This is a genomic window from Pseudomonas fluvialis, assembly GCF_002234375.1.
Lineage (GTDB): Bacteria > Pseudomonadota > Gammaproteobacteria > Pseudomonadales > Pseudomonadaceae > Aquipseudomonas > Aquipseudomonas fluvialis.
Genome location: NZ_NMQV01000013.1, coordinates 115,585 through 135,293 on the forward strand (window position 1 = coordinate 115,585; position 19,709 = coordinate 135,293).

21 protein-coding genes are annotated in these 19,709 nt (G+C 62.8%); 5 read left to right on the plus strand and 16 right to left on the minus strand.

All coding sequences use genetic code 11. The annotated features are described in order from the left end of the window. Nucleotides 1-252: 252 nt before the first annotated feature. From CFY91_RS07770 to recQ, 4 genes are all read right to left on the minus strand, one after another. Complete coding sequence (locus tag CFY91_RS07770; protein WP_093985782.1) at nt 253-696, minus strand: MarR family transcriptional regulator; 444 nt, start codon at nt 694-696, stop codon at nt 253-255. A 70-nt stretch (nt 697-766) separates the two neighbouring features. Beyond that, a complete protein-coding gene (locus CFY91_RS07775) occupies nt 767-1,783 on the minus strand; it encodes a DUF2804 domain-containing protein (protein ID WP_093985783.1) in 1,017 nt (338 codons plus the stop codon). A gap of 121 nt (nt 1,784-1,904) precedes the next feature. After that, nucleotides 1,905-2,648 (minus strand): SDR family NAD(P)-dependent oxidoreductase, encoded by a 744-nt coding sequence (locus tag CFY91_RS07780; RefSeq protein ID WP_093985784.1) that lies wholly within the window; start codon nt 2,646-2,648, stop codon nt 1,905-1,907. Between the two features lie 115 nt (nt 2,649-2,763). Beyond that, a complete protein-coding gene (gene recQ / locus CFY91_RS07785) occupies nt 2,764-4,887 on the minus strand; it encodes a DNA helicase RecQ (RefSeq protein ID WP_093985785.1) in 2,124 nt (707 codons plus the stop codon). Between the two features lie 146 nt (nt 4,888-5,033). On the opposite strand from recQ, the gene CFY91_RS07790 reads away from it, so the two are divergent. Beyond that, complete coding sequence (locus CFY91_RS07790) at nt 5,034-5,621, plus strand: UPF0149 family protein (RefSeq protein ID WP_093985786.1); 588 nt, start codon at nt 5,034-5,036, stop codon at nt 5,619-5,621. A gap of 7 nt (nt 5,622-5,628) precedes the next feature. After that, nucleotides 5,629-6,018: a YbaN family protein gene (locus CFY91_RS07795; protein ID WP_093985787.1), complete on the plus strand. Its 390-nt coding sequence runs from the start codon at nt 5,629-5,631 to the stop codon at nt 6,016-6,018. Here the strand turns inward: CFY91_RS07795 and CFY91_RS07800 are convergent. From CFY91_RS07800 to cysK, 5 genes are all read right to left on the minus strand, one after another. Continuing rightward, nucleotides 6,015-6,623 carry a tRNA-uridine aminocarboxypropyltransferase gene (locus CFY91_RS07800; protein ID WP_093985788.1) on the minus strand — a complete coding sequence of 203 codons (609 nt, stop codon included), beginning with the start codon at nt 6,621-6,623 and terminating at the stop codon, nt 6,015-6,017. The genes CFY91_RS07795 and CFY91_RS07800 overlap by 4 nt on opposite strands. A gap of 45 nt (nt 6,624-6,668) precedes the next feature. Next, nucleotides 6,669-8,234 carry a methyl-accepting chemotaxis protein gene (locus tag CFY91_RS07805; RefSeq protein ID WP_093985789.1) on the minus strand — a complete coding sequence of 522 codons (1,566 nt, stop codon included), beginning with the start codon at nt 8,232-8,234 and terminating at the stop codon, nt 6,669-6,671. Nucleotides 8,235-8,385: 151 nt separating this feature from the next. After that, the gene (aceK, locus tag CFY91_RS07810; protein ID WP_093985790.1) at nt 8,386-10,116 is read right to left on the minus strand and encodes a bifunctional isocitrate dehydrogenase kinase/phosphatase; all 1,731 of its coding nucleotides are present in this window, start codon (nt 10,114-10,116) and stop codon (nt 8,386-8,388) included. A gap of 93 nt (nt 10,117-10,209) precedes the next feature. Next, nucleotides 10,210-10,785 (minus strand): tetratricopeptide repeat protein, encoded by a 576-nt coding sequence (locus tag CFY91_RS07815; protein WP_093985791.1) that lies wholly within the window; start codon nt 10,783-10,785, stop codon nt 10,210-10,212. Further along, nucleotides 10,782-11,756 carry a cysteine synthase A gene (gene cysK, locus CFY91_RS07820; protein WP_093985792.1) on the minus strand — a complete coding sequence of 325 codons (975 nt, stop codon included), beginning with the start codon at nt 11,754-11,756 and terminating at the stop codon, nt 10,782-10,784. Before cysK ends, CFY91_RS07815 begins: the two co-directional genes overlap by 4 nt. 201 nt (nt 11,757-11,957) lie before the next feature. Between cysK and CFY91_RS07825 the strand changes: the two genes are divergently transcribed. Then, nucleotides 11,958-12,803, plus strand: a complete 846-nt coding sequence (locus CFY91_RS07825; RefSeq protein ID WP_093985793.1) for an AAA family ATPase — start codon at nt 11,958-11,960, stop codon at nt 12,801-12,803. 188 nt (nt 12,804-12,991) lie between these two features. Next, nucleotides 12,992-14,170: a vWA domain-containing protein gene (locus CFY91_RS07830; protein WP_093985794.1), complete on the plus strand. Its 1,179-nt coding sequence runs from the start codon at nt 12,992-12,994 to the stop codon at nt 14,168-14,170. A 34-nt stretch (nt 14,171-14,204) separates the two neighbouring features. Here CFY91_RS07830 and CFY91_RS07835 read toward each other — a convergent pair whose 3' ends face one another. From CFY91_RS07835 to CFY91_RS07845, 3 genes are read right to left on the minus strand one after another with little or no spacing between them, the layout of a single operon-like run. Next, complete coding sequence (locus tag CFY91_RS07835; protein WP_093985795.1) at nt 14,205-14,978, minus strand: class II glutamine amidotransferase; 774 nt, start codon at nt 14,976-14,978, stop codon at nt 14,205-14,207. Between the two features lie 4 nt (nt 14,979-14,982). Further along, on the minus strand, nt 14,983-15,429 hold the full coding sequence (locus CFY91_RS07840) for an HIT family protein (RefSeq protein ID WP_093985796.1): 447 nt from the start codon (nt 15,427-15,429) through the stop codon (nt 14,983-14,985). A 2-nt stretch (nt 15,430-15,431) separates the two neighbouring features. Beyond that, the gene (locus tag CFY91_RS07845; protein ID WP_093985797.1) at nt 15,432-15,878 is read right to left on the minus strand and encodes an MFS transporter; all 447 of its coding nucleotides are present in this window, start codon (nt 15,876-15,878) and stop codon (nt 15,432-15,434) included. A 90-nt stretch (nt 15,879-15,968) separates the two neighbouring features. Here CFY91_RS07845 and CFY91_RS07850 point away from each other — a divergent pair, with 90 nt between their 5' ends. Then, nucleotides 15,969-18,014: a S9 family peptidase gene (locus tag CFY91_RS07850; RefSeq protein WP_093985798.1), complete on the plus strand. Its 2,046-nt coding sequence runs from the start codon at nt 15,969-15,971 to the stop codon at nt 18,012-18,014. An 81-nt stretch (nt 18,015-18,095) separates the two neighbouring features. On the opposite strand, the gene ccoM is transcribed toward CFY91_RS07850, so the two are convergent. From ccoM to CFY91_RS07865, 4 genes are all read right to left on the minus strand, one after another. Then, nucleotides 18,096-18,212 carry a cytochrome c oxidase subunit CcoM gene (gene ccoM, locus CFY91_RS16290; protein ID WP_279305025.1) on the minus strand — a complete coding sequence of 39 codons (117 nt, stop codon included), beginning with the start codon at nt 18,210-18,212 and terminating at the stop codon, nt 18,096-18,098. Nucleotides 18,213-18,396: 184 nt separating this feature from the next. Further along, nucleotides 18,397-18,564 carry a hypothetical protein gene (locus CFY91_RS16005; protein ID WP_093985799.1) on the minus strand — a complete coding sequence of 56 codons (168 nt, stop codon included), beginning with the start codon at nt 18,562-18,564 and terminating at the stop codon, nt 18,397-18,399. Then, nucleotides 18,561-19,157, minus strand: coding sequence for an alpha-ketoglutarate-dependent dioxygenase AlkB family protein (locus CFY91_RS07860; protein WP_093985800.1), 597 nt, complete (start codon nt 19,155-19,157; stop codon nt 18,561-18,563). The genes CFY91_RS16005 and CFY91_RS07860 overlap by 4 nt, the downstream gene beginning before the upstream one ends. Before the next feature lie 84 nt (nt 19,158-19,241). Next, on the minus strand, nt 19,242-19,523 hold the full coding sequence (locus CFY91_RS07865; RefSeq protein ID WP_093985801.1) for an aspartate-semialdehyde dehydrogenase: 282 nt from the start codon (nt 19,521-19,523) through the stop codon (nt 19,242-19,244). Nucleotides 19,524-19,709 lie beyond the last annotated feature (186 nt).

The following is a 19,709-nucleotide window of genomic DNA, read 5'->3' on the forward strand; positions in this document are numbered from 1 at the left end:
ATCGCAGCATTGCACATGCGCCTGTCGGCCGCTGGCAATCTTGCCAACGCGCTGCCAATGGCCTGCTATTGATACGGCGCTGACTCAGCGAGGGTTTTGCCAACCCGAGACTACAGAGTGCGACCTGTTGTAATGCTGGCAGTATGCCTGAGCGCGAACGGCTTTGCACAAGCCTGCAGGCCCAATGCCATCAAGCACTTGCGCACTGCCGCACGAACATGACAAAAAAGCGTCAGCTTTCCGACAGCAGCGTCAAGGCTTCTCCAGCCTAGCCAGATTGCCAAGAATACGCTCATGCACCTGCTGACAGCGGCGCAGGTCTTCGGCCTCGATACCGGCAAAGGCTTCACGGCGCAACTGGGTGGAAATGGCTTCGATTTTCTCGATCAACGGCTTGGCCTTGGCACACAGCGCCACCTGCTTGGCGCGCCGGTCCTCCGGCACGGCCAGGCGCTCGACCAAGCCTTGCGCCTCCAGCGAGTCCAGCAGCCGCGCCAGGGTCGGGCCTTCCACGCCAACGCTCTTGGCCAGCTCGCGCTGGGTAGGCAGATGATCGAAGCGCCCCAGATGCAGGAGCACCAGCCAGCGGGCCTGGGACAAGCCCAGGTCATTTAGCCGGCGGTCAATCTCGGCGCGCCAGCTGCGCGACATCTGCGCCAGCTGCATCGCAAAACGGTGTTGATCTGGGTAAGACATTCAAACGCCTGCCAGCAAAAACTAATAATTAGTCGCCTAAGCATAACGTCGAAGATCGGCAAGGCCCAGCCTACCATTTGACGTACTGGTCCTCGACAAAGCCCCATTGGCCTTGCAAAGGCACGACTGTCTCGCCCGCAGGCCGCAGCACACCGTGGAAGCGACCGAATAACTGGCGGAAATCACTTGCAACAATCAGCGCATTCACCCGCTCATGATGCATGCCCGCCGGCTCAAAACGCAGCTCGACCTGGCCATCCTGGGAGCGAATCTGCCAGGGCTGCAGTGGCTGGCGACGGTCGAACTGAAAATGTACGCCGGACACCGGATACAACCGGCCATCCAGCCACAGGCAGTTTTCACTGAAGCTGGTCTCGTTAACCCCGCAGGACAGGTTGAGCCCCAGTCGTCGCCCGCCTACCGCGCCGGACAGGCAGGCCCAGTTCCAGCAGGTCTGCGGGCGCAGGAAACCGGCCGTCCAGTCATGGTGGGCAAAAGCCTGCAAGGCCTGCAGATCAAAGTTGCCCAGGGCACTGCGCACCTGGCCGCTGCAGGTCACGCCGGCGACCTTCTGCGCATAGGCCCAGCCGTTGTTGGCAATCGGCGTGGCAATGCACATCGGCTGGAATGGCGGCTGCGCTTCGCTGAACGAAGCGTCGATCTGGGTACCATCGTCCAGCTCGACCCGCAGATGCTTCTCGGCACCGACAGCTTGGTTTTCCAGACGCAACAGATTGCCCCGCCAACGCAGCTGGCAGACACCCTGCTGGGGATTCTGGGAAAATTCGCAGCCGAGGCCCAGCGGCAATTTGAAGCGGCGCTCCAGCAGGCGGCCGGTAGCCGGCTGGAACAGGTAGACGAAGCCCACCCCCAGCAGGCTGAGATTGGCCAGCGCACAACCACCGATCAACTGGTCGCTGATCAGCCCGAAATACTGGAACTGATGGAAACGCCGCCAGCGTGCCAGGGCGCCCAGACGCCGCCCCATGGGACTACGCAGGTCGTAATCGCGGTAGTTGACCTGCGCGGGCGGCACATCGAACACCCCCAGACGCGGCTGGCCATTGGCCTGGATCAGCGGTTGCATGGTTATCCCCCTCTTCTGCTACAGGCCTGTGGTGCGCAGCCTGGCAGGCGCAGACTAGCCGAGCGGCCGCCGCACTGCAGCGACCCAAACGGCCAGAATCAGGGGCCAATCAGGCCAGTGCTCAGGACAGGGTGAAACCGTTATCCACGACCCAGTCCTGCCCCCACACGCCCCGCGCACCGCGCGACAACTGGAACAGCACCACTTCGGCAACCGCCGCCGCGTCAAGGAACTCGCCACTCAGCAGGCGCTGGTTAACCCCGCTGGCCACCGCGGCCAGGGTCTCCTCCGGCAGGCCGAGCTTGCCCCAGATAGCCGTGGCGGTTGGACCGGGGGAAACCGTATTGACACGAATCTGCGCCGCAGCCAACTCCACCGCCAGGGTCCGTGCATAGGCCACCAGAGCGGCCTTGCTGGCAATATAGGCGGCCAGGCCAGGGAAGCTGCGCTGAACCAGGAAGGTGCCGATGAAAACCACCGCTGCCGGGCTGGCCAGCTGGCCGCGCAGTACCGCCAGGGTATTCAGCGCGCCGTCGCCATTCACCGCCCATTGCCGGGCAAAGGCCTGCGGCTGTACGCCCTCGGCCAACTCGGCAATACCGGCGTTGGGCACCAGATAATCAATCGCCCCCAGCGGCTGCACATAGCGCGCCAGGGCCTGCAGATCAGCCGGCTGTGTGACGTCACCCGCCAGCCAGTGCAGCTGTTGCGGATAAGCGTGCTGCAAGGGCGCCAGCTCACCCAGGGTGCGCGACATGCCCACCACGCGCGTGCCCGCTTCCAGGAGCAGACGACAGACCTCCAGACCAATGCCCGAGCTGCAACCGGTCACCACCGCCAGACGTTGGGAGAATTCGTTATGCATAGACAGGCCTCGCTGCGCTGATCGTCAATGTAGGGCGCACTATCCAGCGCAGCGCTGCGTAGCGCCCATGATGGCGATCAACTTTTACCCGCCACACCAGCGCGTAATCCCGGCACTACAGCTCGAACTCGGCCTGCAAGGCGGCGCGCACGCAATGCAGCACGCCCAGCTCGACACGACCGGCAAAGCGTTCGGCCAGCTCGCTGACAGCCGGCAGTTCACCCTCGCCCTCGAGAAAGGCGTCCTGCAGCTCCTCACGCAGCGCTTCGGGCAGGTCGAGGGCCTGCTCCAGGCTCAGCTGCTGGGCAGCCAGTGCTTCGGCGAGCAGGGCATACACCTGTTTCTCCGAGCAATGCAGCTGACGGGCCATCTGCGCCGGAGTCATGCCGGCACGTGCCAGGCTAACCAGTTCGTGGCGCAGGTCGCGGGCCGCTGCCGGGCCGCCATCACCCGCCAACACGTCAAGAAAGGCCTGGCCATAACGCTCCAGCTTACGCGCCCCGACCCCGCTGACCTGCGCCATGTCACTGAGCGAGCGCGGCTGGCGACGCAGCATCTCCAGCAAGGTGGCGTCCGGAAAGATCACGTAGGGCGGCACGCTGTGTTCTTCGGCCAGTTGCCGGCGCAAACTGCGCAAGGCTTCCCACTGCGCCCGCTCCTCGCCACGTACCAGCGAGCTGGCCGCACTGGCCGCTGGCTTGGCGGTCTTGCTCGGCAGCGGCTCGCGGCGCAATTCCAACTGCACCTCGCCACGCAACAACGGCCGACACTGCTCGGTCAAACGCAAGCCACCGTAGCCATCCAGATCGATGTCCGCCAAACCCCGCGCCACCAGCTGACGGAACAGGGTGCGCCATTCGGCTTCGCTCAGCCCCTTGCCGACACCGAACACCGACAAATGCTGGTGTCCGGCACTACGGATCTTCTCGTTGTCACGTCCCAGCAGGATGTCGACCAGATGCCCGACGCCATAACGCTGGCCGCTGCGATAGATGGCCGACAACGCCTGGCGCGCCGCTTCGCTGGCGTCCCAGGTCTGCACACCATCGACACAGATATCGCAATGCCCGCAGGGTTGCTCCAGCACTTCATCGAAGTAGGCCAGCAACGCCTGGCGACGACAGCGGGTTTCCTCACACAGCGCCAACATGGCGTCGAGCTTGTGCTGCTCAACCCGTTTGTGGCGTTCGTCACCCTCGGAATTGCTGAGCATCTGTTTGAGGAAAATCACATCCTGCAGGCCATAGGCCATCCAGGCATCGGCGGGCAGCCCATCGCGTCCGGCGCGTCCGGTTTCCTGGTAGTACGCTTCCAGGCTCTTGGGCAGATCAAGGTGGCAGACGAAACGCACGTTCGGCTTGTCGATGCCCATGCCGAAGGCAATGGTCGCCACCATGATCAGCCCTTCCTCGTTGAGAAAGCGCTTCTGGTGATAGGCCCGCAACTCGTTGCTCAAGCCGGCGTGATAGGGCAAGGCCGGATAGCCCTGTGCCGAGAGAAACTCGGCAACTTCCTCGACCTTCTTGCGTGACAGGCAATAGACGATACCGGCATCGCCCTTGCGCGCAGCGAGGAAGGCCAGCAACTGCTTGCGGGGCTGATCCTTGGGCTGGATGCGGTAGAAGATGTTCGGCCGGTCGAAACTCGACAGGTAGCGCCGGGCCTCCTGCAGCTGCAGGCGCTGGACGATTTCCTCGCGGGTGCGCTTGTCTGCGGTGGCCGTCAGGGCCAGGCGCGGCACCTGGGGAAACAGCTCGGCCAACTGGCCCAACTGCAGGTACTCGGGACGAAAATCATGCCCCCATTGCGAGACGCAGTGCGCCTCGTCGATGGCAAACAGGGCAATCCGCAGGCGCTGCAGGAAAGCCAGCATGCGCGGCTGCACCAGACGTTCCGGGGCCAGGTAGAGAAACTTGATCTGCCCGGCACGAATGCGCTCGGCGATCTCGCGCTGCTCTTCGGCACCCAGTGTCGAGTTGAGTGCCACGGCCGCCACGCCCAGTTCATCGAGGGTCGCGACCTGGTCTTCCATCAAGGCGATCAGCGGCGAGACCACCACTGCCAAGCCTTCGCGCAACAGGCCAGGCACCTGATAGCACAACGACTTGCCGCCGCCGGTAGGCATCAGCACCAGGGCATCGGCGCCTGCGGCCACGCTCTCGACAATCGCCGCCTGCTGACCGCGAAAGGCGTCGTAACCGAAAACATCCTTGAGGATATGTAGCGCAGCTGAAGACATACAGGCTCCCGAAAGCAGGCCGCGCAGTATACGCCAGGCGGCCTGCAGCGGGGGGCTCGCCAGCCAGCGTGCCGCAGCGCGCGGCCGTGCTTTTGCCCGACAGGCGGGCTAGAATCAGCATTCGCATTCTTTCCAGGTGGTTACCCATGTCCTTCGCCGAGCAACTGTCCCGCTTGCAAGCCTTCCTCGATGCCGATGACCTGCACGAGCAGGCGCTGGACTACATTGCCGCCCACGGTTACCTCACCGCCCTGGCCATCTGCCCTGAGCCGGTTGCCGAGCGCGAGTGGATCGATGCCCTGTTCGCCGAGCCGCCGCATTACCGCAGCGACGCCGAACGCGACGAGATCGAAGCCACCCTGGTTCACCTCAAGACCCACATCAGCCGTCAGCTGGCCGGTGAAGAAGAACCCGAGCTGCCTTGCGACCTGGACCTGGGCGACGAGCCGGATGACTCCGACCTGCGCGGCTGGTGCATCGGCTTCATGGAAGGCGTGTTCCTGCGTGAAGCCGTATGGTTCGAGGATGCCGAAGACGAAGTCAGCGAACTGCTGCTGCCGATCATGGTGGCGTCCGGGCTGTTCGACGAACAGCCGGAGTTTGCCGAAATCGCCCGTGACCAGGACCTGGTCGACAGCATGGTCGAGCAGATCCCCGAAGTGCTCACCGCCCTGTTCCTGCTGACCCAGGCGCCGGAAGAAAAGCCGGCACTGCTCAAGCCGCGTCACCACTGAGTAGCGCATGGCGGCCCGCCCGCATCGCTCGCTAATGATCCGCCTGCTGCTCCTGACAGTGGGCTGGTTGAGCGTCGGGCTGGGCGTGCTGGGGATTTTCCTGCCAGTACTGCCGACCACACCCTTCCTGCTGCTGGCCGCCGCCTGCTTCATGCGCAGTTCACAGCGTTTCTACCTGTGGCTGACCCACCATCGCCACCTTGGCCCGTGGATCCGCGACTACCTGAACGGCCAGGGTATTCCGCGCCGGGCCAAGGCCTATGCGATTGGCCTGATGTGGCTGTCCATCCTCCTCTCAGCCTACCTGGTACCCGTACCCTGGGTTCGCGTACTGCTGCTGATCAGCGCCAGCCTGGTCAGCCTGTACATTCTGCGCCTGCCCACCTTGCCGCGCTAATCGGCGGGCTGCGTAGGCTTAGGCGAATGATGACGCTGGTACAGCACATCGCCCATCGCGGCGATCTGCCCATCGATAAGCGCCTCGAACGGCGCCAACAGTTCAGCAAAGCGCCCCTCGCCTTCCTGCAACTGCAACGCCACGACAACCGCCTCGATAGTCGACAGGGCACCTGCCTGCGGCGCCTTGCGCAGGCGATAACGCGAGGACAAACCGTCGGGCAGGCAGACCCGCGGCAGCGTCTGCAACAGCGGATTGCAGTAGAGCAGTCGGCGCGCCTTGCGCCAGGTACCGTCCGGCACGATCAGGCGCAGTGGCCGGTCATCGCCCTGCACCGGCAGCACGCGGGCTGACTCACCCGGGAACAGCAGGCAATCACGATAGCCCTGGTCGAGCCAGGCCGGCAGTTCGGCGAACACCTCGCCGATTTCCAAGCGGGCGTTGAGCAACCCGAGCGCCGCCAGGCGTGCCGTATTCAGGGCATGTCGTTGCTCGTCGGGGTGTTGCAGGATCAGCAGGTGAGTCTGACTGGGCAGGCGCGGAATAAGCCGGCACAGGCAGTGGCTAAGCGGGCGCTGACACTGCATACAGCGGGGACGGGACATAGCAACTCCTGGATGGCGGGCCAGTATGCCATGCCCTTCCGTGACTCAGCGGTTGAACCGTTCGGCCAAGCTATGCAGCGCGTCAGCCATATGCTGCAACTCCGCGGCGATCTGTGCGCCCTGACCAGCCTGTTGCGTGCTGTGCTCGGACAGCTCGGCAATCCGGCAAATCTGCCGGCTGATGTCCTCGGCGACATGACTTTGCTCTTCGGCTGCCGACGCCATTTGTTGGGTCATCAGGGTAATCTGCGAGACCGAGTCGGTAATCCCGCTCAGTGCCGTACGCACCGACTCGACGCTACTGACACTGTCACGCGAAATTGCCTCGCCACGCCCGGCGGTCTGCACGGCACGCTCAGCCCCCTGACGCAGCGCGGCAATGATCTGCTGGATCTGCTCGGTAGACTCACGGGTACGTGTCGCCAGGGCACGTACCTCGTCGGCCACCACCGCAAAACCACGCCCCTGCTCGCCCGCCCGCGCCGCTTCGATGGCCGCATTCAGCGCCAGTAGATTGGTCTGCTCGGCAATCGAGGTAATCACGTCGGCAACGCTGCCAATCGACTGGGTAGCCGAAGCCAACTCATTCACAGCCTGGTCGATATCATGCACAGCACGCGCCATCTGCAACATCGACTCGACGCTGCCGCCGACCAGATCACGCCCTTGCCGGGCCAGTTGGTCGGCCTCTTCGGCAGCATGGCTGGTGTGTTGTACGTTGTGCGCTACTTCCTGAATGGTGGTAGCCATTTCGGTGATCGCCGTGGCCGACTGGTCGGTCTCACTGCGCTGCTGATCCAGCAGGTCGGCCTCGGCAGTAGCCAGGCGTGCCGACTCGGCAGCACGACGGCGCACGCCTTCGGCGACATCCTCCAGGCGGGTCAGCGCAGTTTGCATGCGCACTTCCTCGCTGATCATGGCCATGTCCAGCAAGGCCTGCGCACCGCGGCGGTCCGTATAGGTCAAGGCTACCAGGGCACTGGTGAAAGCCTTGGGATGCTCGGCCAGCGTTTCACGCATGGCCTGGCGTTGGCGATACAACTGCACGGCACCGGCGACAAACAGACTGACCACACTCAGCAGCATGGCCAGCCAGCCGGGCCACAACCACTGGCCCAGGAGCAACACAACCCCCGCCAGCAACAACGGCCAGGACTGACGCAAGTCTTCGGTCCAGGACTGCCAGCGCGGCACTGGGGGTTTCCCAGCCCGCAAGCGCGCATACAGTGCACTGGCACGCGCCTTCTGTGCCTGGCTGGGCAAGGTACGCACCGACTCATAGCCAATCATCTGGTTGTTTTCGTAGATGGGCGTGACATAAGCACTGACCCAGTAGAAATCACCCTGTTTACAGCGATTCTTCACCAGTCCCATCCAGGGCTTGCCCTGCTTGAGGGTGTCCCACATATGCGCAAACACAGCGCCCGGCATATCCGGGTGGCGCACCAGGTTATGCGGCTGCCCCAGCAGCTCTTCGCGGGCAAAGCCACTGATGGCAACGAAGGCGTCGTTGCAATAGGTGATCTTGCCGTGCAGGTCGGTGGTGGAGATCAATCGTTCCCGAGCGGAAAAAGTCCGTTCGTGCTGAGTAACCGGCAGATTGCTGCGCATACTGGCAATACCTGGCTTCCTTGGACGAAACGCGAAACGCGAGACACTGCCAAGTAATAGATCAGCTCAGGAAAACCTGCCGAAACGGTCGAGCATTTTTTTGTAACAGCCTCCCGGCGACAGCACATCACCGGGAGACCCGCAGCGCTTGTCAGCTGGGCGTGCTGAGCACTTCCTGGCGCCGGTAGGGGAACACATCGATCACCTTGCCGGCGCGAATGGCCTCCTGCAGACCCTGCCAGTATTCCGGGGTAAACAGGTCGCCATGCAGCTGATTGAACAGCCGGCGCTGGCGTATATCGGCAAACAGGAAGGTCGGAAATTCCTCGGGGAACACATCGTTGGGCCCCACCGAGTACCAGGGTTCGCTGGACATCTCGTCCTCCGGGTAACGGGCTGGCGGAATGCGCCGGAAGTTCACCTCGGTGAGGTAGCAGATCTCGTCGTAGTCGTAGAACACCACGCGGCCATGGCGAGTCACGCCGAAGTTCTTCAGCAGCATGTCGCCCGGGAAGATATTCGCGGCAGCCAGTTGCTTGATGGCCAGCCCGTACTCTTCCAGTGCCGCCCGTACCTGCGCTTCGTTGGCCTGCTCCAGATAGAGGTTAAGCGGCGTCATGCGTCGCTCCGTCCAGCAGTGACGCACCAACACCACATCACCCTCGACCTGCACCGTGGAAGGCGCCACTTCGAGCAATTCGGCCAGGCATTCGGGTTCGAACTTGGAAAGCGGGAAGCGGAAGTCGGCAAACTCCTGGGTATCGGCCATGCGTCCGACACGGTCAACGCTCTTCACCATGCGGTACTTCTCGATCACCGTAGCGCGGTCGACGTTCTTCGACGGCGAGAAACGATCCTTGATGATCTTGAACACCGTATTGAAGCCCGGCAGGGTAAACACGCTCATGACCATGCCGCGCACCCCGGGCGCCATGATGAAGCGGTCATCGGTGCTGGCCAGATGGCGGATCAGCGCGCGATAGAACTCCGACTTGCCGTGTTTGTAGAAGCCGATAGAGGTATACAGCTCGGCAATGTGCTTGCCGGGCATGATCTGCCGCAGGAAGCCGATGAACTCGGCCGGGTAACCAACCCGCACCATGAAATAGGAGCGTGTGAAGGAGAAGATGATCGACACCTCCGCCTCGTCGGTGATCAGCGCATCGATGACGATGCCCTGCCCTTCGTGGTGCAGGAAGGGAATCACCAGCGGCCATTGCTCGTCGCGGGTGAACAGGCGACCTACCACATAGGCCCCCTTGTTGCGGTACAGCCGCGAGCTGTACAGCTCGATGGTCAGCTCAGGATCCTTGCACACCCAGTCTGGCAAGTTGTCCTGCAACTGCCGGGTCAGTCGCTCAAGATCCGCCGGCAGATCCACATAGGCCACTTCAAACTTGTACTCCTCGAAGATCTGCGCCAGACAGCTCTTCAAATTACCCTGCGGGTGGTAAGTACGTACCTGTGGTGGCCGCTCGTTGACCCGCAGTGCCGGGCGGGTGGTATGGATGAACATACAGCCGTCACTGATCTGGTCATGGCTGAACAGGCTGCAAAAGATCGAGTTGTACCAGGTCTCGGCCAGCTCATCATCGAAACGACTGTCGATCTGCGTGATGTAGGCGCTCTTGACCAGCGGCCAGTGCTGAACATCCAGTAACTGCTCGCCGGTAAAGGCCTGGCGCAGTGTCTGGATGGTCTGTTCGACCTTTTCCTCATAGAGGTTGATGCGGGCCGCCGACGCCTGCTGGATTTCCTGCCATTGCGCTTGCTGGAAGCGCGTGCGTCCGCCATTGGTGATCTGGCGGAACTGCTCACGATAGTCGTCGAAACCCTCGAGAATCTGTCGGGCGATTTCGCCCGCCGGCCACTGCTGCCCCATGGAAAGCCCCTGCACTGCGTTGTTCGAAGGCATCAGAGTAGGGGCTGCGAGGGGCTGACCGCAACTGGCCGAAAGACTCAGGAACGGCCCGCCTCACTCACCACAGGGCGGCTCGCCGGCCAACGGCGGCACCGCCAGCAACACATCACGACTACGCGCCTCCCCGGCATCACGCTGCTCGGCACTCAACTGCTCGCCCAGCTTGTCGCGTAGGGCCAGTACCTCCGCGTCACCGGCACTGGCCGCCAGGTTGAGCCAGGCATAGGCCTGCACACGATCCCTGGGCAAGCCATACCCTACCACCTGTAGCGCACCGAGCCGGGCCTGTGCAGCGCTACTACCCTGGCGCGCGGCATGCAACCAGCATTGCGCCGCACGCCGGTATTGCTGGCTGTCGTAGTAACGCTGCGCCAGGCTCACGGCAGCCGGACGCGAGCCCTGGCGAACCGCGGCACGCAACCAGCGTTCACCGCGCTGACCGGGCAACAGCTCGCCAAGCCGCCATTGCGCGTCCATCAGCCCGGCGTTGGCAGCCTGCTCCAGCAGGTAGAGCGCCTGCTCGCCGTCACCCTGTTGCAGGGCACGCAGGCCGGCCAGGTAGTCATCGGTGCCGTCGGCCTGCGCCGTACCCGCCAGCATCAGGCCGGCAGCCAGGCACAGCCATTTCACTGCTGCAGCTCCTGCTCGGTGAACAGCCCGTCAAACAGCATCGACGACAGGTAACGCTCACCGGAATCCGGCAGGATCACCACCAGGGTCTTACCCTGCATGGCCGGCTCCGCCGCCAGGCGTACCGCCGCGGCCATGGCCGCCCCGCAGGAAATACCGCAGAGAATGCCTTCCTCACGCATCAGGCGCAGGGCCATGGCCTTGGCCTCGTCATCGCTGACCCGCTCGACCCGGTCGATCAGCGTCAGATCGAGGTTCTTCGGCACAAAACCAGCACCGATACCCTGGATCTTGTGCGGTGCCGGCTTGAGTTCCTGGCCGGCCAGCGCCTGGGTGATCACCGGCGAGCTTTCCGGCTCCACGGCCACGGTGAGAATGGCCTTGCCACGGGTGTGTTTGATGTAACGGGAAATGCCGGTCAGCGTACCGCCGGTGCCCACGCCGGAGACCAGTACATCGATAGCCCCGTCGGTGTCATTCCAGATCTCCGGCCCGGTGGTCCGCTCGTGGATGGTCGGGTTCGCCGGGTTCTCGAACTGCTGCAGCAACAGATACTGCTGCGGGTTGCTGGCAGCGATTTCCGCGGCTTTCTCGATAGCCCCCTTCATGCCCTTGGCCGGCTCGGTGAGCACCAGTTCGGCACCCAGTGCCTTGAGTACCTTGCGCCGTTCCAGGCTCATCGAGGCCGGCATGGTCAGCATCAGCTTGTAGCCCCGTGCGGCGGCCACGAAGGCCAGGCCGATACCGGTATTGCCGGAAGTCGGCTCCACCAGGGTCATACCAGGCTTGAGCAGGCCTCGTTCTTCGGCATCCCAGATCATGCTGGCGCCAATCCGGCATTTCACCGAATAAGCCGGGTTACGTCCTTCGATCTTGGCCAGCAAGGTGACACCCGACGGGCCAAGGCGGTTGATACGAACCAACGGGGTATTACCGATAGCCTGGGCGTTGTCGGCATAGATACGGCTCATGCGATGCTCCTTGGGGCGATGCAAAAACCCAAGACTAAGTGCAGCCGCCGGCAGCGTCCAGTCGGCGCACAGCTATGGACGGGTTCGCCCATAGCCTGACTGAATATCGCCACTGCGTTCACAGCCTAGCCGGCCTCAGGCTATAGTTCGCGCTTTGCGCCAGTGGGCGCCGCCCCTGCATCACGTTGCGAGGAATCCCTGATGAAGTTCGAAGGCACCCAGTCCTACGTCGCCACCGACGACCTGAAGTTGGCAGTGAACGCCGCCATCACCCTGCAGCGCCCGCTGCTGGTCAAGGGCGAGCCGGGCACCGGCAAGACCATGCTGGCCGAGCAACTGGCCGACGCCTTCGGTGCTCGTCTGATCACCTGGCACATCAAATCCACCACCAAGGCGCATCAGGGTCTGTACGAGTACGATGCGGTCAGCCGCCTGCGTGACTCGCAACTGAACTCCGACAAGGTCCATGACGTTCGCAACTACATCAAGAAGGGCAAGCTGTGGGAGGCCTTCGAAGCCGATGAGCGGGTCATCCTGCTGATCGACGAAATCGACAAGGCCGACATCGAGTTCCCCAACGACCTGTTGCAGGAACTCGACAAGATGGAGTTCTACGTTTACGAGACCAACGAGACGATCAAGGCCAAGCAGCGCCCGATCATCATCATCACCTCGAACAACGAGAAGGAACTGCCGGACGCCTTCCTGCGCCGCTGCTTCTTCCACTACATCGCCTTCCCGGACCGCGACACCCTGAAGAAAATCGTCGACGTGCATTACCCGGGCATCAGCAACGAACTGGTGGCCGAGGCGCTCGACGTATTCTTCGACGTGCGCAAGGTGCCGGGCCTGAAGAAGAAGCCCTCGACCAGCGAGCTGGTCGACTGGCTGAAGCTGCTGATGGCCGACAACATCGGCGAGGCCGTGCTGCGCGAGCGTGATCCGACCAAGGCCATCCCGCCGCTGGCCGGTGCTCTGGTGAAGAACGAGCAGGATGTGATGCTGCTTGAGCGCCTGGCCTTCATGGCCCGCCGCGCTTCCCGATAAATCGGGCTGGCTGCGCGTCGGCCAGGCGGTGTTGAGGAGCGGTTCGAAATGCTCACTTACAGGCGTAAGCTGCGCTTTCTCACCCCTCCTCGCCTTGCCTGGCTCTAGCTCGCTCAGCCCTCGCACCGTGCAGTCCAGGCCAGCCTTCTGGCCCTGTGGCAATCAATGACTCTCTCGGGGGCACGTCCATGCTGCTCAACCTGTTCAATGAAATGCGCGCGGCCAAGGTGCCGGTGTCGGTCCGCGAACTGCTCGACCTGCACGATGCGCTCAAGCACCATGTGGTGTTTGCCGACATGGACGAATTCTATTTCCTGGCCCGTGCCATCCTGGTCAAGGACGAACGCCATTTCGACAAGTTCGACCGCGCCTTTGCCGCCTATTTCAAGGGCCTGGAGAACCTCGACCAGCATATCGAGGCGCTGATCCCCGAAGAATGGCTGCGCAAGGAATTCGAACGCTCGCTGAGCGAGGAAGAGCGCGCCAGGATCGAGTCACTGGGCGGCCTGGACAAGCTGATCGAAGAATTCAAAAAACGCCTGGAAGAGCAGAAGGAAAAACACGCCGGCGGCAACAAGTGGATCGGTACCGGCGGCACCAGCCCGTTCGGCTCGGGCGGTTTCAATCCCGAGGGAATTCGCGTGGGCGATGCCGGCAAGCGCCAAGGCAAGGCAGTCAAGGTCTGGGACCAGCGCGAGTACAAGAACCTAGATGATCAGGTCGAACTGGGCACACGCAACATCAAGGTTGCCCTGCGCCGCCTGCGCAAGTTTGCCCGCGAAGGGGCCGCCGATGAGTTCGATCTCGGTGGCACTATCGACCACACGGCCAAGGACGGTGGCCTGCTGAACATCCAGATGCGCCCGGAACGACGCAATACCGTCAAGCTGCTCCTGCTCTTCGATATCGGCGGCTCGATGGATGCCCACGTCAAGGTGTGTGAAGAGCTGTTCTCGGCCTGCAAGACCGAGTTCAAGCACATGGAGTACTTCTACTTCCACAACTGCGTGTATGAGTCGGTGTGGAAGAACAACCTGCGCCGTACCTCCGAGCGCTACTCCACCTTCGACCTGTTGCACAAGTATGGCGCCGACTACAAGGTGGTATTTGTCGGCGACGCCGCCATGGCGCCCTACGAGATCACCCAGCCTGGCGGCAGTGTCGAGCACTGGAACGACGAGGCCGGCTACGTATGGATCCGTCGTTTCATGGAGAAGTACAAGAAGCTTATCTGGATCAATCCCTACCCCAAGCACAGCTGGGACTACACGGCGTCCACCGGCCTGATCCGTGAGCTGATCAACGACCAGATGTACCCGCTGACCCTGCAGGGCCTGGAAGACGGCATGAAGTTCCTCTCCAAGTAACCACTCGCCCAGCCGCCGGCCTGGCGGCAACAGCTTACAGCTGTCCTGTCGCCAGGCACTCGCCGCGCTGCCAGAGCCGCCACTCGCCCGGCTGGTAACACTGCCAGCGCTCATTGCTGGTCAGCGCTTCGGTGGCAATCACCGTCACCACGTCATCGGGCGTGGTTTCGCTGCCAAAATCCACGCTGACATCCACATCGCGGAGACAGGCCGGGCCAAACGGAGCACGCCGGGTAATCCAGGCCAGCTTGCTGGTGCAGCAGGTAAACAGCCAGTCACCGTCGCTGAGCAGGCAGTTGAACACGCCATGCCGGCGATAGTGGCTGGCCGCCTCGACCAGCACAGGCAACAGCCGCCCCCAGGCAACCGGCTCGGCGAAAGCAGCACGCACACGGTTGAGCAAGTCGCAGAAGGCCGCTTCGCTGTCGGTATCGCCCACCGGCCGGTAGAAGCTGCCGAGCGGCGTAAAGTCGGACAACTGGCCGTTATGCGCGAAGCACCAGTTGCGCCCCCAGAGCTCACGACTGAAGGGATGGGTGTTGGCCAGGCACACCGTACCGACATTGGCCTGGCGCACATGGCCGATCACCACTTCGCTCTTGATCGGATAACGGGTCAGCAGACGCGCCACTTCCGAGTCGATACTGGCCTGCGGGTCCTGAAACAGGCGCAAGCCCCGTCCTTCGTAGAAACCCACGCCCCAACCATCGCGGTGCGGACCACTGCCCCCGCCGCGCTGCATCAGTCCGGTGAAGCTGAAGACGATATCGGTTGGCACGTTGGCACTCATGCCCAGCAGTTCGCACATCGGCTCAACCCTCTTCAGCCAGCGCCTGGCGCAAGCACTGCGTTTGCTCACGCAAGCGGCGCTGCAGACGCGCCCGCCCAAACGGCAGGAAACGCGTGAGAATGCGCCAGCACAGTGCGGGCAGGTCGCCGCGCCGGCGGGGAATCAGGTGCAGGTGCAGGTGCGCAATGTGCTGATTGGCCAGCGGACCATCATTGAGCAGCAGGTTGACCCCGGCGATACATGGATCGGCCCGCCGCAACGCCCGTCCCAGGCGCTCGGCCAACGCCAAAAGGCTGTCCCGCGCGGGCGCCTGCAGGTCACTGAGAAACGGCGCATGTTGGCGACTGACGATCAGTACATGCCAGGGACGCAAGGGATAAATATCCAACAGCACCACATGCTGCGCATCGCTATACACGATATCTGCCGGCAGGCGCCCTTCCAGTAGCGCACAGAACACGCAATCCATGCCTAGATCCTCGGTTCACGGCGCTCGAAACGCGCCTGGTCATCCTCTTCGGCAAGCAGTTCGCGCAAGGTTCGCGGGTCTTCAGCGCGCGCAGCGGCCTGCGTGCGACGACGCTGCACACTGCGCTCAATCGGCCAGCGCAACAGGGCAAACACCAGGTAGGCAGCCAGCGCCAGCAGCGTGTAGACACTCAGATCAGCCGCGGCGCGCCAGGCGTTGTTGCCGGTCTTGAGTAGCAGATCCATGGCGGTAATGGCGATAGAAGGGGCTAACAGCCCGCGTTCGGCATCCACCACCGTGGGACTGGCCAGCAGTACCATGACCAGCACCCGCAATGGCTCACGCAGCCAACGCCACATCCAGCCGGTCAGCTTCAGCCATACCAGCAGGCAACCCAGCGCCGCCAGCGCATAGGCAGCCCAGGCAAGCAGATAGTCTTGTTCGGTCATGGTGCAATCGTGGTCTGGCGGCTGGAGGGGCACGTATCATAACGGCTTTTCCGCCAGGCGGCTCGCCCGCCATGATGCCCGAGGTTACCCATGCCCCTCCTTCCTCCCCAGGCCCGCCGTGCTCCGGGCAGCGATCCTTACCACTGGCTGCAGCAGCGCGACAGCCCTGAGGTACTGGCTTACCTGGAGGCGGAAAACCACTACTGGCAAACCGCCCTGGCCGGCCAGCAGGCTCTGCGCGAGCAGCTGTTCGAGGAAATCCGTAGCCGCATTCAGGAAACCGACCTTTCCTTGCCCAGCCCCTGGGGCCCCTGGCTGTACTACACACGTACCCAGGCCGGCGATGAATATCCACGCCATTACCGCTGCCGGCGCCCTGCCGACGACAGCCTGCAAACCGACCCTGACAGCGAGCAGTTGTTGCTCGACCCCAATCAACTGGCAGGTGGCGGCTACCTGGCACTGGGCGCGTTCAGCGTCAGCCCCGACCAGCAATGGCTGGCCTATAGCCTGGATCGTAGCGGCGAGGAGATCTACCAGCTATTCGTCAGCAACCTGCTGGACGGCAGCCTGCACAGCCTGCCCAGCGAAGCGGCCGACGGCAGCCTGGTCTGGGCCAACGACAACCAGACGCTGTTCTATGTCAGCCTCGACGACTGCCATCGTCCCTGGCGCTTGCTCCGCCATCACCTGCCCAGCGGCCACAGCGAGGTGGTTTTCGAGGAGCCTGACGAGCGTTTTTTCCTACACTGCTACCGAAGCAGCTCGGAGCGTCAGCTGATCCTGCAACTGGCCAGCAAGACCTGCAGTGAGTGCTGGGTGCTGCCCGCCGACCAGCCTGCCGGCACCTGGCAATGCCTGGCCGCGCGCAGTCCCGAGCACGAATACGAGGTCGACCACGGCTGGCTGGATGGCCGCTGGCAATGGCTGATCCGCAGCAATCAGACGGGCATCAACTTCGCGCTCTACCGTGCCGAGGAACACGCTGCGCAGCGCCCGGACTGGCAACTGTTGCGCGCCCACGACCCCCAGGTGATGCTCGAAGGCCTGACCCTCAAGCGTGACGGCTACCTGCTATCGCTACGCGAGCAGGGCCTGCAAGTGCTCGAGCTGTGCCGATCCGGCCAGGTGCCATGCCGGCTAGAGATGCCGGATGCCGTGTACAGCCTGGCGATCTACGACAGCCTGGAATTCGACAGCCCTTATCTGCGCCTGCGCTATGAATCCTTGCAATGCCCGGCGCAGATTCGCCAACTGCACCTGCATGACACCACGCAACAGGTACTCAAACAGACCGTCGTACTCGGCGAGTTCAGCAGCGAGGAGTATGCCAGCCAACGGCTCTGGGCCACGGCCCACGACGGCCAGCAGATCCCCATCAGCCTGGTAGCGCGCCGCGAGGTGCTGGCCGGCCAGCAACCGGCACCGCTGTACCTTTATGGCTATGGAGCCTATGGCGAGTGTCTCGACCCCTGGTTCTCCCACGCCCGGCTAAGCCTGCTGCAGCGTGGCTTCATTTTCGCCATCGCCCATGTGCGCGGCGGTGGCGAGCTCGGCGAAGCCTGGTATCGCGCTGGCAAGCTGGCACACAAGGAAAACAGCTTCAGTGACTTCATTCACTGTGCTGAACAGTTGAGCGCCAGCGGCCTGACCTGTCCAGCGCAGCTGGTCATCAGCGGCGGCAGCGCAGGTGGCCTGCTGATCGGTACCGTGCTCAACCAGCGCCCCGAGCTGTTTGCCGCGGCCATCGCCGAGGTGCCGTTTGTCGACGTACTCAACACCATGCTCGACCCCGAGCTGCCGCTGACCATCACCGAGTACGAGGAATGGGGCAATCCGCAGGAGCCTGAGGTCTACCAGCGCCTACGCAACTATGCCCCCTATGAGAACGTCTGCGCCCAAGCCTACCCGGCACTACTGGTGGTAGCCGGCTACCACGACACCCGCGTGCAGTACTGGGAAGCAGCGAAATGGGTGGCCAAACTGCGCCACTGCAAGACTGACCAGCATCTACTGCTGCTCAAGACCGACCTGGAAGCCGGCCATGGCGGTATGAGCGGACGCTACCAGGGCTTGCGGGATACCGCACTGGAGTATGCCTTCATCCTGCATGCGTTGAACCTGGCGCCGCACTGAACCGCCGCCAGGCAAAGCACGCAAAAAAAAGGGCGACCAGAAGTCGCCCAAATTGCCTTGCGTGCCTGTGAATCCGAAAGGTCAGCCCTGCTTGCGCTTGTGCGCGTCCTTCCAGATGAAATAGCCAAAGCCGCCCAAGAAAGCGACCATCAGTAGAACGGTGCCGATTCCAGCAAACACCACGGTATCCATGAACATGGCTGCCTCCTGCGGTTAGCCTGTGTGACATGGCTGCAGAGTAGGCGCAGGGTGGTCTGAGAAAATTGACGTTGATCAATCCACGACACCGCTGATGACATGGCCTGCCATTTGATTGACCCAGATCAACCTTACAGAGAGCATGGTTAATAGCTGGCAGGGAAAATGCGTTAGCGCAGGTCTCTCAACGCTTCTTCTTCGGCTTGCCTTTCTTGCTGGTTGGCCGTGCCTTGGGAAGTGGCAAGGCACGCTCGAACGCCGCACGCACTTCGCCCAGGCGACGCTCATGCAGGTCATGAATGCGCTTGTCGCGCTCGGCAGCAAAGTCAATGGGCTGGCGGTCGTCACTCATGGATTCACTCGGCGAAAAGTCAGATTGATGCGCGGCGCGCTGATCTTGCGACTGCGCGCCACCTGATGTTGCCAATGATGCTGGGTTGATCCACGCATCACCAGCAGACTGCCATGCTCCAGCAGCACGGAGTGTTCGATACGCTGACTACCCCGTCGGCGCAGGTCGAAACGCCGTGCCTGCCCCAGGCTCAGCGAGGCAATGCAGGGCTGCGCACCCAGTTCGGCTTCATCATCGCTGTGCCAACCCATGCAGTCCTGGCCATCGCGATAGTAATTGAGCAGCACGGCATTGAAGGACGCACCGGCGGCCTGCTCAACCGCCTGGCGGATGCCCTGCAGCAAGGCCGTCCAGGCCAGCGGCTGATGACGCTGGCCCGAGTAGCCGTAGCTGGCTTGCGGGTCGCCGTACCAGGCAACCAGGCGTGGCACCCTGTGCCAACGACCAAACAGTTGTACCTGTGGTTGCGACCAGCTCACTTGCTCAATCAGCGCCTGCAACCAGGCATCGGCCTGCGCGCTCGGCAGCCAATGCGGATACCAGTCCAGTTCGGCATCCGGCAGATGCAGACGGTGATCGCCAAACAGTTCCATGCACTGCCCCGACAGGCATAAAGATGGCTGATTATACCTGTCGTCCGCCGTCACACGGGTAACAGCGCCAGCCCGCCCCGCGCACTAAACCTCGACATCAATCCATAGCCCCTGGCGCGGCAAGTCCTCGGGCAGCGCTGGCGACTCTTCGTCGTCCGTTTGCACCGCGCCCGACGGATGGCGGCGCCGGCGCTGCGCTTCGCGCCAGCGTTCCTGCACCTCCTGTGGATGACACCGATCCAGGCTGATGGCACTCTCGCTGGCACTTTCCTCGGTGGGCGTGACAGGCGGAATCTCCGGGCGCGGCTTGGGTGTGTCCTGCTGCGCCATGACCGGCACCAGGCTCTGAGGGATAGGTGGCAGCATCTGCACTCCTCCGTGACGACAGGCCGGCAAGCCTTGTTCAGACTGTCGGCCAGGCGTACCACAACTTGACCGGCAACATACCCGCTACACTTTGCTGGCAGGGTATTGGACCCACAAATAGCCGTACAGTGCCGTCGCCCCGCCTGAAGGCATCGGTTACCATACGCGGCTTTTTTCACAGCGGGA

Coding starts and splice junctions, on each gene's coding strand:
- CFY91_RS07805 (WP_093985789.1), bottom strand. CDS start 8,234: ATGCGCAGCAATCTGCCGGTTACTCAGCACGAACGGACTTTTTCCGCT.
- aceK (WP_093985790.1), bottom strand. CDS start 10,116: ATGGGGCAGCAGTGGCCGGCGGGCGAAATCGCCCGACAGATTCTCGAG.
- CFY91_RS07865 (WP_093985801.1), bottom strand. CDS start 19,523: ATGCTGCCACCTATCCCTCAGAGCCTGGTGCCGGTCATGGCGCAGCAG.
- CFY91_RS07860 (WP_093985800.1), bottom strand. CDS start 19,157: ATGGAACTGTTTGGCGATCACCGTCTGCATCTGCCGGATGCCGAACTG.
- CFY91_RS07845 (WP_093985797.1), bottom strand. CDS start 15,878: ATGACCGAACAAGACTATCTGCTTGCCTGGGCTGCCTATGCGCTGGCG.
- CFY91_RS07800 (WP_093985788.1), bottom strand. CDS start 6,623: ATGTCCCGTCCCCGCTGTATGCAGTGTCAGCGCCCGCTTAGCCACTGC.
- CFY91_RS07795 (WP_093985787.1), top strand. CDS start 5,629: ATGGCGGCCCGCCCGCATCGCTCGCTAATGATCCGCCTGCTGCTCCTG.
- recQ (WP_093985785.1), bottom strand. CDS start 4,887: ATGTCTTCAGCTGCGCTACATATCCTCAAGGATGTTTTCGGTTACGAC.
- CFY91_RS07770 (WP_093985782.1), bottom strand. CDS start 696: ATGTCTTACCCAGATCAACACCGTTTTGCGATGCAGCTGGCGCAGATG.
- CFY91_RS07775 (WP_093985783.1), bottom strand. CDS start 1,783: ATGCAACCGCTGATCCAGGCCAATGGCCAGCCGCGTCTGGGGGTGTTC.
- CFY91_RS07840 (WP_093985796.1), bottom strand. CDS start 15,429: ATGGATTGCGTGTTCTGTGCGCTACTGGAAGGGCGCCTGCCGGCAGAT.
- CFY91_RS07790 (WP_093985786.1), top strand. CDS start 5,034: ATGTCCTTCGCCGAGCAACTGTCCCGCTTGCAAGCCTTCCTCGATGCC.
- CFY91_RS07830 (WP_093985794.1), top strand. CDS start 12,992: ATGCTGCTCAACCTGTTCAATGAAATGCGCGCGGCCAAGGTGCCGGTG.
- CFY91_RS07825 (WP_093985793.1), top strand. CDS start 11,958: ATGAAGTTCGAAGGCACCCAGTCCTACGTCGCCACCGACGACCTGAAG.
- ccoM (WP_279305025.1), bottom strand. CDS start 18,212: ATGTTCATGGATACCGTGGTGTTTGCTGGAATCGGCACCGTTCTACTG.
- CFY91_RS07850 (WP_093985798.1), top strand. CDS start 15,969: ATGCCCCTCCTTCCTCCCCAGGCCCGCCGTGCTCCGGGCAGCGATCCT.
- cysK (WP_093985792.1), bottom strand. CDS start 11,756: ATGAGCCGTATCTATGCCGACAACGCCCAGGCTATCGGTAATACCCCG.
- CFY91_RS07835 (WP_093985795.1), bottom strand. CDS start 14,978: ATGTGCGAACTGCTGGGCATGAGTGCCAACGTGCCAACCGATATCGTC.
- CFY91_RS16005 (WP_093985799.1), bottom strand. CDS start 18,564: ATGAGTGACGACCGCCAGCCCATTGACTTTGCTGCCGAGCGCGACAAG.
- CFY91_RS07780 (WP_093985784.1), bottom strand. CDS start 2,648: ATGCATAACGAATTCTCCCAACGTCTGGCGGTGGTGACCGGTTGCAGC.